Below are 12,389 nucleotides of genomic sequence, written 5' to 3'. Positions count from 1 at the left end.
ACGTGACCGTCACCGGATCGCAGGCCGAACCGCCCCGGGTGGCCGAGGCCCGGGAGTTGCTGCTGGGCGGAGACGCGCCGGCCGCGGTGCGGCTGCTGCGCGCGCACCTGGCGGACGAGCCGTCCGACGCCCGCGCCTGGCACCGGCTCGCCGGGGCGTTGATCGGCGACGACCGGCCGGACGAGGCGGTGCGCGCCGCCACCCGCGCCGTCGAGCTGGCACCCGACCTGGCCAAGGCCCATCACTTCCTGGCCCTCGCCGAGCACCTCCGGGGAGATCACCGGGCGGCGCTGACCGCGGTCGTGCGGGCCCTGGAGCTGGACCCGACGGACGCCCAGAGTCACGCCCTGCGGGCCGACGTCCTGCTCGCCCGCGGCGCCGACCGGTCCGAGGTGCTGCTCGCCCACCGCGCCGCCGCCGCGATCGCCCCGGACCACCCGACCGTCCGCGCCGTCGGCGCCCGGGTGCGCGCGGCCGGGGCGTTTCCCTTCGTGACGACCGGGTTCGCCGCCGCGGCGGGTCCGGCGTTCGTGCTGGCACTGGTCGTCCTGCTGGTCGGTCCCGCCCCGGACGCCGGCCCGGTGCTGCCGCTCGCCACGGGCGGCTGCGCCCTGCTCGCCGCCGGTCTGCTCCGGCCGGTGCGGCGGGCCCGGCGTCGGGGCGAGGTCCGGTACGGCGTCGGGCCGACGCTGGCCGCGTCGCTGCTCGGGGCCGGGACGGTGGCGGCCACCCTCGCCGCCGTCGGGGGAGCCGCCGGGGCGGTGGCCGGGTTCGCCGCGCTGACCGCGCTGCTGTCGGCGTCCCTGGCGCTGCCCGGTCGCCGGCCCGCCAGGGGGTGACGGCGGGCGCCGACGGCGGACGGCGGTGAGATCCCGCCGGGGGTCGGCACCCGCGTTGGACGTCAGAGCAGGGCGCGCATCCGGTCGATCTCGACGGTCTGCTCGGTGGCGACGGCGTTGGCGAACTCGTTGAGCTGCTGGTCGACGCCGACCCGGAGCAGGTCGGTGGCCATGGTCACGGCGCCCTGGTGGTGCGCGGTCATCATCTCCACGAAGAGCCGGTCGAACTCGGCGCCCCGGGCGTCGGTCAGCCGCCGGATCGCCTCGGGCGACTGCATCCCGCGCATGGTGCCGTGGTCGTGACCGGGAACCTCGGCCGGCAGGCCGCGGGCGCTCAGCCAACCGCGCATCAGGCCGATCTCCGGCCCCTGCGCGGCCCGGATCCGGTCGGCGACCGCTCTGATTCCCGGGCTGGCGGCCCGGTCGGGTGCCAGCTCCGCCATCTCCAGGGCCTGCTGGTGGTGCGGGATCATCATCCGCACGAACCAGACGTCGAGGGAGTTGTGCCGGGGCGAGGCTGTGTCGCGGACCTCCTGCGCCGGGCGGACCTGGGCCGACTCGCCGGGCCGGCCGGGCACGAGCACCGGGGGGCCGGCCGGGCTCGGGGCGGCCGAGCCGGTCGCGCCGACGGTCACCGGGGCGGCCCGATCGGCGGGCCGCAGGGCGAGCCACAGCACCGCCAGCAACACGGCCGCGAGTGTGACGACGAGCAGGGTCCGTCCACGTCGGGCGGTCATGCGACTCCCCCTCCGGTCGAGGTCGCAGCGATCGTATCCATTGAAGACGAGGCGAGAGTGTGACACAGATCACATCGACGATCCTCGTAGGACGATAAGGTGTCGAGCATCACCCTCCCCTTTCGAAGGGCCTCGCCGATGATCAGATTGCCCCGTTCCCGAGGACGGCAGTTGAAGATCGTGAGCCTGGCGGCGGTCGGCCTGCTGCTCGGCAGCGTCGCCACCGCCGCACCCGGACACGCCGCGCAGACCCCGGTCGCGCAGGCTCCTGCCGCGCAGAGCCCGGCCGCGGCGCCCCCGCTCGGCGTGGACGAGATCTCCAGCAGCCCCAACCTGCGCCAGATCGCCAACCTGCCCAAGCAGGCGCCGTTCGACACGGCGGCCGCGTTCGGCACCGACATCGCCTTCCAGGGCCGCTACGCCTTCGCCGGCAACTACAACGGGTTCGTCATCTACGACATCGGCAAGCCGAGCGCGCCGAGCATCGTGTCGCAGGTGCTCTGCCCCGGCTCGCAGAACGACATCTCCGTCTACGGCAACCTGCTCTTCCTCTCCACCGACTCCTCGCGTAGTGACGACTCCTGCAGCAGCGTCGCGCAGCCGGCCTCGGTCAAGGAGTCCTGGGAGGGCATCAAGGTCTTCGACATCAGCGACAAGGCCAACCCGCGCTACGTCAAGGCCGTCGAGACCGCCTGCGGCTCGCACACCCACACCCTGGTCCCGGGCAAGGACCGCAAGACGGTCTACCTGTACGTCTCGTCGTACAGCCCGCGGGCCGAGTTCCCGGACTGCCAGCCGCCGCACGACTCCATCTCGATCGTCAAGGTGCCGGTGAAGTCGCCCACCGACGCGGCCGTGGTGGCCACCCCGAACCTCTTCCCGGACGGCGGGTACGAGGGCGTCCCGGGGCAGGCGTCGGCGACCAGCGGCTGCCACGACATCACCGCGTACGCGTCGAAGGACATCGCCGCCGGCGCTTGCATGGGTGACGGCGTCCTGATGGACATCTCCGACCGCGAGTCCCCCCGCATCATCAACCGGGTGCGGGACACGGTGAACTTCGCCTTCTGGCACTCGGCGACGTTCAACAACGCGGGCACCAAGGTCGTCTTCACCGACGAGCTGGGCGGCGGCGGCGCCGCGACCTGCAACGAGACCGTCGGCCCGAACCGGGGCGCGAACGCGATCTACGACATCACCGGCCGGGGCGACGCCCGGACGATGGTGTTCCGCAGCTACTACAAGATCCCCCGGGTCAACGCCGACAGCGAGAACTGCGTGGCGCACAACGGCTCGCTGATCCCGGTGCTCGGGCGGGACATCATGGTCCAGGCGTGGTACCAGGGCGGCGTGTCGGTGTGGGACTTCACCGACTCGACCAAGCCCAAGGAGATCGCCTACTGGGAGCGGGGTCCGCTGTCGGACACCCTCACCACGGGCGGCGCCTGGTCGTCGTACTACTACAACGGACACATCTACTCCAGTGACATCCAGAAGGGCCTGGACGTGCTGAAGCTGACCGACTGGCGGACCTGGTCGGCCGAGCTGGTCCGGCTCCGCGAGCTCAACGTGCAGACCCAGGCCGGCTACCTGAGCTGGTAGGGCCACGTCGAAGGGCCCGGCCCCCGGTGGGGGTCGGGCCCTTTCGCGTACCCGGTCAGCTCATCGGCAGCCGGTAGCGGCGCTCGCCCCCGGTCGCGGTGACCAGCCGCACCTCGCCGTCGCGCAGGCCGTACGTCACCGACCACCGGGTGTGGCCCTGCCGGACCTGGTCGAGGATCCGCAGCGCCGCCGGGGCGTCCACCACCGCCCCGGTCCGGTCCATGGCCGCGGCGATGAGACCGTAGCGCCGGTCGGCGCGCAGCGTCCGCTCGGGTACGCCGATCACCGGCACGTTGGTCAGCGCCTGCCAGCGCCCCTCGCCGCGCTGGACGCGCATCTCGCCGTCGACGAACTCCACCACCGCCGAGCGTCCGCCCGCGTCGGCGAGCAGGTAGTGCAGCGCCGGCCCACCGCCGAAGTCGAGGTTGTGCTCGGTGAAGAGGGCGACCGCCTCGTCCACCGTGGCCGCCCGGTCCAGCACCAGGCGCAGGATGCGCACCGAGCCGACCGTGGGGCGACCCGGCACGGGTTTCGCGGTGGCGCTGTCGTCGGCGGCCAGCCCCACCGCCAGCCCGCGCTCGTTCATCCCGTCGAACGGCAGCAGCGGCGCGTCGAGCAGCCGCCGGTCACCGGTCGGGTCCGGTCCCACCCCGAGGTACGACAGGTCCACCAGGGACACCGCCGCGTAGCCGTCCGGCGGGTCGGTGCGCAGCACCATCGCCGGGTTGTCCTCCCAGTCGAAGTTGCGGGCGAACAGCGGGCGGGCCGGGTCACCGCCGGCGGCGAAGAGCGAGCAGCCGAACGGGCTCGCCGCCGGCCGGGCGTCCGTGCCGACCGTGGGGTCGTAGCGGCCGGCGTAGGTCATCTCGTACAGCGGCAGGTCGTCGACCCGGCGCAGGCTGGCCAGCGTCCGGGTGACCTCGTCGGCGTTCTGCCGGGAGGCGGGGGGCCGACCGGTGGCGGCCGGCGCCGACGGCGCCGGCTCGACGGCGGCACAGGCGGTGGTGGCGAGCAGCAGAGCGGTACCGGCACTGAGCAGACTCTTCCGCATGTGCAGTAGACGCGCGGGCAGGCATCGACGGTTGCCGACTGTCCGGAGCTGACACCGGTTTTCCGATTCCGGCACCGGGGTACCCCGATCGGGACGAAGGGAGAACGCCTGATGAAGCGCAACGAGTACCACGTGGTACCGAACGGCGGCGGCTGGAAGGTGGAGCAGGGCACCAAGACCTTCGGCACGTACGACACCAAGCACTCGGCGGTCGAGCAGGGGCGCAAGGTGGCGCACGCCAACGAGCCGAGCCAGCTGGTCGTGCACACCGCCGACGGCAAGATCGAGACCGAGTACACGTACAAGGACGACCCGTTCCCGCCCGCGGGCTGACCACGCTCCCCCTCCGGCGGCCTGCCGGGACCACCTGTTCGCAGGCGGTTCCGGCAGGCCGCCGCCGTACGGTCGGCCCGGGCACCAGGGGCGGCTCAGGCGTGCCGGGCCGGGCTCACCGCACCGGGGCCTGCCGGACGGGGCGCGGTCTGACCAACCGGCGGACCAGCGGCGCGGCGTTCCACCTCGCGGCGCCGACCAGGTCCCGGGCGTGCTCCAGCACGGTGTAGTCGGGCCGCGCCAGACCGTCGGCGATGGCCCGGTCCAGGTCGTTGCCGCATCGGGTGAGCACCGTGTCGAAGTCGCGCCGGACCGGCTCCAGCAGGTGGTAGCCGAAGGAGCGGTGCAGCCGGGCGAAGAACGGCTTGTACAGCCGGGCCCGTTCGTGCAGCCCCGAGGAGTACGACATGGGGTTCTTGGGCCGCCGCCGGATGTAGTCGGGCAGCACGTCGGCGAAGGCCTGCCGGACGATCCACTTGTCCTGGCCGTCGCGCATCTTCAACCCCAGCGGCAGGCGCAGGGCCAACTCGACCACGCTGAGGTCGAGGAAGGGCACCCGAGCCTCCACCCCGTGGCCCATGCTGGCCCGGTCCACCCGCTGCAGGTCGGTACGGCAGAGGTTGCGGATCCGGTGCAGGAAGAGCCGCCGGGCCCGATCCGGGCCGACCTGCTGGTACATCGGGTAGCCGCCGAAGAGCTCGTCCGAGCCGTCCCCGGTGAGCACCACCCGGATCCCCAGCTCGCGCAGCCGGCGGAAGATCGGCACCGTCACCACCGCGTTGATGATGTCGCCGTACTCGGTCAGCTCGGAAATCCGGATCGCCTCCCGGACGTCGGCCAGCCGGACGTCGCGCGGGCGCAGCTCGACCACCTCGTGCGGCACGCCGAGGTCCGCGGCGAGCCGCCGGGCGTACCTCACGTCGGGGCTGTCCGGCACCCCGACGGTCACCGCCACGCAGTCCGGGTGCACCTCGCGGGCCGCCAACAGCGCCAGCGAGCTGTCCAGGCCGCCGGAGAGCACCACGCCGACCGTCAGGTCGGTGTCGACGCGCATCCGGATGCTGTCGGTCAGCGCGACCCGGACGAGCAGCGCGGCCTCGTCCGGGTCGTCGATCACGGGCAGCCCCTCGCCGAGGGTCAGCAGGTCGACGTACGGGCGCAGCCGCACCGGTCCGTCGGGCTCGGCCCAGCCGTGGTGGCCGGGCGGCACCTCGCCGACCGGGGCGCGGTGGCCGACCAGGGCCTTGATCTCGGAGGCGACGTGCAGGCAGCCCGGCGTCCGGGCCCAGTAGAGCGGTTTGACCCCGAGCGGGTCGCGGGCCAGGTAGACCCGGCCGGTGGCGCGTTCGACCACGGTGAGGGCCCACTCGCCGCGCAGCCGGTGCACCGCGTCCTCGCCCCAGCGCAGGAACGCCGCGAGCACCACCTCGGTGTCGCTCTCGCTGCGGAACCGGTGACCGGACCGCGCCAACTGCCGGCGCAGCTCGTAGTGGTTGAAGACCTCGCCGTTGTAGCAGAGCACGTACCGGCCGTCGTCCGAGGTCCAGGGCTGCACGGCCCGGTCCCGGTCGACCACGCGCAGCCGCCGCACGCCGGTGAGCAGGCCGGTCTCCTGGCGGGTCTCGGTGACCTCGCCGCGGGCAGCCAGGATCGTGAGCATCCGCCGGAAGACCGCCGGGTCGGCCTCCGGGCCGACGCTCAGCGCGATGCCGCACATCCTCAGACCCCCAGCTCCGCCTCGTACGCCGAGCGCAGCCGGGCCCGGGCGGCGGGCGCCGGGCACAGGTGCCAGGCCTGCCCCTCGTCGATCACGTTGAGCTCGCCCGCGGCCTGCCGGGCGAGCAGGATCCCGGCGAGGGTGTCCCGGACGCCGAAGCGTTCGAGCCAGGCCATCTCCACGTCGGCCGCCCAGCCGAGGCAGTGGCCGCTGGGGACCATGGCGGCGTAGCCGAGCCGGCGCAGCCGGTGCTGGTGTTCGGCGCTGCGGACCAGGCTGGTCACCCAGAGCGGCGGGGCGCCGACCCGGGTGGCCCGGTCGAGCTCGCCGGCGATGTCGTTGAGCAGCGCGACGATCTCCCGCCGGGCGCGGGTGAACTTCACCCCGGCGGTGCGCGGGGTGGCCTCCGGCAGCAGCCGCCGACGTACCGCGTGGGCCGCACGGCCGAACACGGTGGCGGGCTGTTGGCGGTAGCGGAAACCGAGCAGCCGGCGCCGGCGCAGCCATTCCAGGTCGACCAGGTCGGGATGGGTGTGGACCTGCTCGTCGGTGAGGAAGGTCGGCGCGTCGCGCCACCACATGACGTCGATCCGGGAGAGCAGGTAGATCCGGACCAGCGCGGTCAGGTCGCGCGCCGAGCTGCGCGGGTTGGGCTGGTAGCGGGCCATCTCCAGCAGCAGCGTCTCCCGGGCGCCGATGAAGCCCTGCGGGGTGGCGTCGAGCACGGCGGTGATCGCCGGCTCGCGTAGCCGCTGGTCGAGCAGCACCTGGCGGGCCGGGGTGGACGCGGCGTCGGCGAGCGCGCCCACCTCCACCAGCAGCTCCGCCACCGCGTCGCGGTACGCGTCCAGGTCGGGTTCGACGCGCGGGACGCGGGCCGTGGCCCGGGCGGTCGGTTGGCGGGCGGGTACGGGCGAGGTGACACCGGGCTGGTGTCCCGGGCTACGGCTGGGCACGCGCATGGTCGGTCCTCTCCCGGTACGACACGGTGCGGATGAACCTGAAACAGACCGTAAGCACCCGGAGGGCAGCGAGAGCGAGCATTTCTCCCATTTACTCCGAAGGGCGACCAGACTCCCCCGCCGTCAGCCTCCGCACGTCGGCGTACGACGGCATCTGCGGATCGGGGTCGACGCCGGCCCGTACCGCGGCGGCGGTCCGGACGACCGCGGCGAGCGCCGCCCGGAACAGCAGGGAGCCGGTGCTGACCCGGGCCACCCCGAGCCGGCCCAGCGCGTCGAGGCCCGGCCCGCCGGGTTGGTGCAGCACGTTCAGCGGCGCGTCGATCTCCCCGGCCAACCCCCGGATGGTGCCCGGGTCGGCCACGCCGGGCACGAAGACACCGTCGGCCCCGGCCCGTCGACAGGCCCGCGCCAGGGTCAGGGTCGCCGCGCCCGCGTCGGGCACCCCGAGCCAGAACCCGTCGGTACGGGCGTTGACGAACACCTCCGGCGTCCGGGCCTTCACCGCCTCGACCTTCGCCACGACCAGCGCCGGATCGTCCAGGGTGCCGTCCGGTCGCCCGTCCTCCAGGTTGATCCCGACCACACCGAGCGCGGCCAGTTCGGCGACGAGGTCCGCGACGGTGGCCGGGTCGTCGGAGAAGCCGGCCTCGACGTCCACGGTGACCAGCACCGGCAGCCGGGTCAGCAGGGCGGCCAGGCGCACCGTCTCCCCGGCGGTGGCCGCCTCGGCGTCCGGCTTGCCGCTCGCCGCCGCCACCCCGAGGCTGGTGGTGCCCAGCGCCGGGTACCCGGCGGCGGCCAGGGCCGCGCCGGAGGCGTGGTCCCAGGCGTTGGGGAGCAGCAGTGGCCGCCCGGGACGGTGCAGGGCCCGGAAGGCGGCGCAGCGGTCGTTCATTGGGGCGTCACCGCCAGGCCGGTGGGGACGCGCAGCAGCGGGTGCGGTTCGTGGCGCGGCGCGGCCACGATCCGCAGCCCGCGCTCGCGCAGCACCTCCAGCACGCCGACGGCCAGGGCGAGCGCGTGCCGTTCGCCGGGGCAGCGGTGCGGGCCGGCACCGAAGGTCAGGGCGGGACGGCCGGGCACGAACCGGTCCGGAGCGGCGGAGACCGCCGGATCCCGGTTCGCCGCGTCGAAGCGGAGCAGCACCGTCGCGCCGGCGGCGATCGACTGGCCGCCGACCCGGGCGGCGGTGGCGGCGATCCGGCGGGTGCCCCGCACGGGCGGATCGAGTCGGAGCACCTCGGCCAGCAGCGCTGTCGTGGGGACCGACGGGGACAGCGGCAGGGCGTACCGGGTGGCGGTGCCGATCAGGCCGGCGGTGGCGTCCCCCGCCTGCACGAGCAGGCCGAGCCGGTTCGCCAGCACCTCGGGTGGGTCCGGCGGGGCCATCGCCACCAGGGTCGCGACCGCGTCGTCCGCGCGCCGCGTCGCCGCCGGGCCGGCGCCGGGCTGGTAGGCGGCGGCCACCGCGGCCACCGCGGGCACGGCCGCCGCCGGGTCGGTCAGCCCGAGTCGGGCCGCCAGCACCCGCAGCGGTACGTCCCGGGCCAGCCGGGCGGACACGTCCAGCCGGTCGCGGCTGCGGTCCAGCTCCTCGGCGGTGAGCCGGGCGGCGTCGCTCCGCAGCAGGTCCGGATCCAGGGTGGTGAGCGTGACGACGGCGGCGGCCCGCCGGACCGGATGCCGGTCCGGGCCGCTGAACCGGGCGACGGCGCCGCGTAGCCAGGCGAGGGTGCCTGGCGCTCCGGGCGCCGCCCGCGGCACCCGGAAGGCGGGGTCGGTCAACCCCGCCCGTACGTCGGCGTGCCGGGTCACCGACCAGACTCCGTCGGTGTCGTCGAACGTCGGTGGGGCACAGCGGGGCGTGCCCGGGGCGGGAGCGATGACGAGCGCGGGTTCGGTCACCCGGCCGACGCTAGGGCCGCAGCGCTTCGCCCCACGCCGAAACGACCCCGGCGGGCGGGCGCGGCGGGCGACGGCCCCGGACGACGTGATCGCTGCGGGGCGGGGTCAGGCGCGTCCGCCGCGCCCGGGATCCGGCGGGACAGGGGTCAGCTCGGCGGCGGAGAGGCCCAGGTCGGCGAGCGCGGTGACGCCGGTCGGGGTGACGCGCACCGCCCGGCCGACGCCGGCGACGGTCCAGCCCAGCTCGGCGAAGCGGCGGCAGAGCGTGGCGCCGACAGCGCCGGCCAGGTGGGGGCGGCGCTCGGTCCAGTCCAGACAGTCGCGGAGCAGGGGGCGGCGGCTGCCCCGCAGCTCCTCGACCGGCACGCCGAGCTCGGCCAGCCAGTCGCACCCGGCCCGGGTCAGCGCCAGGCCGTCGGCGTCGGTGAGCAGGCCCCGGTCCAGCAGCGCGTCGCGCAGTCGTACCCCGAGGCGGCCGGCGAGGTGGTCGTAACAGGTGCGGGCGTGCGCGAGCGCGGCGTCGGCGGTGGCGGCGCGCAGCGACCGGGCGGGACGCGGCGCGGGCGGGTGGTGCCCGGCCAGGTCCTCGATCAGCTGCGCCGCCGCCGGGCCGGCCAGCCGGACGTAGCGGTGCCGGCCCTGGCGCTCCTCGACCAGCAGCCCACCGCGGACCAGCCGGGTGAGGTGGTCGCTCGTCGTCGACGGGGCGACCCCGGCGACGCGGGCCAGCTCCCCCGCCGTCCAGGCCCGACCGTCGAGCAGGGCGAGACAGAACCGGGCCCGGGTGGGGTCGGCGAGCAGGGCGGCCAGGCCGGCGAGCTGGTGGCCGTCGGAGGCGGCGGTGGTCACCGCGCCATGGTCGCACGGGACCACTTCGATGCCGATCGACAGGCCAAGGGTCTTTACAACGTTGTATCCATCGTTGTAGAAACGGACGGAGTGATGCACCACCGCCCACACCCGGCACCCCCACCCGAGGCAGGTCTGATGGGTCATCTCCGCCGCGGCGGCACGCTCGCCGCCGTACTCGGTCTGCTGCTGGCGGCGTCCGCGCCGGCCACCGCCGCCCCCGACACCAACCGCTACCGCAACCCGATCTCCGCCGAGTTCGCCGACACCTTCGCCGACCCGGTCATCGTCCGCGGCGAAGACGGATTGTGGTACGCCTACGGCACCACCGACCCGCTGCGCGAAGGCGAGAAGCAGTTCCACCGGGTGCCCACCGCCCGCTCCGCCGACCTGGTCGACTGGACGTACGTCGGGGACGCCTTCGGCCCCGACCAGCGCCCCTCCTACGCGGCCGCCGGCGCCGGCTTCTGGGCTCCCGACGTCCGCCGGGTCGGCGACCACTGGGTCATGTACGTGACCGTCACCGACACCACCGTCTCGCCGGACGGCGGCGACTTCGCCGTCGGGGCGGCGACCGCCCCCACCCCCACCGGCCCGTGGACCTTCTCCGACGAACCGGTCGTGGCGCCGCGCCCCGGTGGCGGCGGAGGCTGGCTCTGGACCATCGACCCGACCCAGTTCACCGACGTCGACGGCAGGAAGTACCTCTACTACGGCAGCTACTACGGCGGCATCTCGGTCACCGAACTCTCCGCCGACGGGCTGCGCGCGGTCGGCGAGCCGACCCTGGTGGCCGTGGACAACAAGTTCGAGGGCAGCTACGTGCTGCGCCACGACGGCTGGTACTACCTCTTCGCCTCCACCGCCAACTGCTGCGCCGGCCCGGCCACCGGCTACTCGGTGCACGTCGGCCGGTCGACCAGCCCGCGCGGGCCGTTCGTGGACCGCGACGGCCTGTCGCTCACCGCGTCCCGGGCCGGCGGCACCCCGGTGCTCACCCAGAACGGCAACCGGTGGATCGGCGCCGGGCACAACGGCTTCCTCACCGACCTGTCCGGGCAGGACTGGATCGTCTACCACGCGATCGACCGGGCCGACCCGTACCTCGACGAGCCGTTCGGGATCAACGAGCGGCCGATGCTCATCGACCGCCTGGACTGGGTCGACGGCTGGCCGACCGTGAACGCCGGCGCCGGCCCGTCCGAGGGTGCCCGGCCCGCGCCGGTCACCACCGCCCGGCTCGACGAGCGCTTCGACACCGCCGGCCTCACCGGCTGGCGCGGCGCCACCGGCTCCTGGCGGGTCGCCGACGGCCGGCTCACCGGCAGCGGGACGCTGACCAGCCGTACCGTGACCGGCGGCGACATCCGGGCGGAGGCCGACCTGCGACTCGTCGGCGCCACGTCGGCCGGGATCACCCTGGACCGGGTCGAGGTCCGGGTCGACACCGCCGCCGGCCGCCTCGTCGCCCGGCAGCCCGACGGCGGCACGGCGAGCGCGCCGCTGCCCGCCGGCTTCGACGCGGCCGACCCGCACAACCTGGCCGTCGAGATCCGCGGCCGGCAGCTCGTCGCCGAGCTCAGCCCGGCCCGGCTGGGCGACCAGCTGGCGGTGGTGTCGTTGCGGCTGGACCGGCCGGTGGCCGGTCGGCTCACCCTCGCCGCGACCGGCGGCGACGCCCAGTTCGACAACGTCAGCGTCGCCCGGCTGTACCGGCCGGTGCGGCACACCGTCGCCGCACCGCGCGTCGGCGCGCCGCTGCCGGCCTGGTCCGACGAGTTCACCGACGGGCTCGACCCCGCCTGGCGGTGGGTGCGCCCCGACCCGGCGGCCACCGTCTCCGGCGGCGCGCTGCGCTGGCCGGTGCAGGCCGCCGACCTGACCGGCACCGGCAACACCGCCGGGGTGCTGCTGCGCGACGCCCCGACCGGAAACTACGTGGTGGAGACCAGGGTGAGCCTCGACCTGGGCGAGGAGACGGTCCGCAACTACCAGCAGGCCGGCCTGGTCGCCTACGTCGACGACGACCGGTTCGCCCGGCTGGCGCAGGTGGCGATCTGGAACACCCGCCAGGTCGAGTACGGCTACGAGCTGCCCTTCGCCGGCCGACCGGTGTACGGCGGCAACATCGTCGGCACCCCGGCCACCACCACCTGGCTGCGGCTGGCCCACCGGGTCGACCCGGCCAACGGGGAACACGAGTTCCGTGCGGGCTCCAGCCGGGACGGGGAGACCTGGACCTGGGGCGGGGTGTGGACCTTCCCGGCCGACACCACGCCGCGGATCGGGCTCGTCGCGCACGGCGGCTCGGAGCCGCCGGTCACCGCCGAGTTCGACTACGTCCGCTTCTACCGCTGAGCGCTTCCCCGCACCTGCCCGCCGAGGCGCCGC

The 12,389-nt window shown here is 74.9% G+C and carries 11 protein-coding genes; 4 read left to right on the top strand and 7 right to left on the bottom strand.

What is annotated here, in order from left to right:
* Positions 1–2 precede the first annotated feature (2 nt).
* Positions 3–839, top strand: coding sequence for a hypothetical protein (locus tag AC5L3Z_RS16890; RefSeq protein ID WP_494843082.1), 837 nt, complete (start codon positions 3–5; stop codon positions 837–839).
* A 62-nt stretch (positions 840–901) separates the two neighbouring features.
* Here the strand turns inward: AC5L3Z_RS16890 and AC5L3Z_RS16885 are convergent, their stop codons facing one another.
* Complete coding sequence (locus AC5L3Z_RS16885) at positions 902–1,576, bottom strand: DUF305 domain-containing protein (protein WP_494843081.1); 675 nt, start codon at positions 1,574–1,576, stop codon at positions 902–904.
* 138 nt (positions 1,577–1,714) lie between these two features.
* Here AC5L3Z_RS16885 and AC5L3Z_RS16880 point away from each other — a divergent pair, with 138 nt between their 5' ends.
* Positions 1,715–3,178: an LVIVD repeat-containing protein gene (locus AC5L3Z_RS16880; protein ID WP_494843079.1), complete on the top strand. Its 1,464-nt coding sequence runs from the start codon at positions 1,715–1,717 to the stop codon at positions 3,176–3,178.
* Positions 3,179–3,233: 55 nt separating this feature from the next.
* Here the strand turns inward: AC5L3Z_RS16880 and AC5L3Z_RS16875 are convergent, their stop codons facing one another.
* On the bottom strand, positions 3,234–4,229 hold the full coding sequence (locus tag AC5L3Z_RS16875) for a carcinine hydrolase/isopenicillin-N N-acyltransferase family protein (protein ID WP_494843078.1): 996 nt from the start codon (positions 4,227–4,229) through the stop codon (positions 3,234–3,236).
* Between the two features lie 111 nt (positions 4,230–4,340).
* Here AC5L3Z_RS16875 and AC5L3Z_RS16870 point away from each other — a divergent pair, with 111 nt between their 5' ends.
* Positions 4,341–4,562 (top strand): DUF2188 domain-containing protein, encoded by a 222-nt coding sequence (locus AC5L3Z_RS16870; RefSeq protein ID WP_334614657.1) that lies wholly within the window; start codon positions 4,341–4,343, stop codon positions 4,560–4,562.
* A 115-nt stretch (positions 4,563–4,677) separates the two neighbouring features.
* Here the strand turns inward: AC5L3Z_RS16870 and AC5L3Z_RS16865 are convergent, their stop codons facing one another.
* The 5 genes from AC5L3Z_RS16865 to AC5L3Z_RS16845 form a co-directional block, all read right to left on the bottom strand.
* Positions 4,678–6,279 (bottom strand): asparagine synthetase B family protein, encoded by a 1,602-nt coding sequence (locus tag AC5L3Z_RS16865; RefSeq protein WP_494843077.1) that lies wholly within the window; start codon positions 6,277–6,279, stop codon positions 4,678–4,680.
* 2 nt (positions 6,280–6,281) lie between these two features.
* A complete protein-coding gene (locus AC5L3Z_RS16860; protein ID WP_494843076.1) occupies positions 6,282–7,241 on the bottom strand; it encodes a hypothetical protein in 960 nt (319 codons plus the stop codon).
* 91 nt (positions 7,242–7,332) lie between these two features.
* Positions 7,333–8,139: an isocitrate lyase/PEP mutase family protein gene (locus tag AC5L3Z_RS16855; RefSeq protein WP_494843074.1), complete on the bottom strand. Its 807-nt coding sequence runs from the start codon at positions 8,137–8,139 to the stop codon at positions 7,333–7,335.
* Entirely contained in the window at positions 8,136–9,149 is a 1,014-nt protein-coding gene (locus tag AC5L3Z_RS16850) for a cytochrome P450 (RefSeq protein ID WP_494843072.1), read from the bottom strand. The genes AC5L3Z_RS16855 and AC5L3Z_RS16850 overlap by 4 nt, the downstream gene beginning before the upstream one ends.
* A gap of 105 nt (positions 9,150–9,254) precedes the next feature.
* Positions 9,255–9,998, bottom strand: a complete 744-nt coding sequence (locus AC5L3Z_RS16845; RefSeq protein ID WP_494843070.1) for an ArsR/SmtB family transcription factor — start codon at positions 9,996–9,998, stop codon at positions 9,255–9,257.
* Positions 9,999–10,136: 138 nt separating this feature from the next.
* Here AC5L3Z_RS16845 and AC5L3Z_RS16840 point away from each other — a divergent pair, with 138 nt between their 5' ends.
* Complete coding sequence (locus tag AC5L3Z_RS16840) at positions 10,137–12,356, top strand: glycoside hydrolase family 43 protein (RefSeq protein WP_494843068.1); 2,220 nt, start codon at positions 10,137–10,139, stop codon at positions 12,354–12,356.
* Positions 12,357–12,389: the final 33 nt, after the last annotated feature.

This window comes from Micromonospora sp. LZ37 (genome assembly GCF_059359015.1).
The sequence above is the reverse complement of the archived record's forward strand: the minus strand, read 5'-3'. Positions and strand labels throughout refer to the sequence as shown.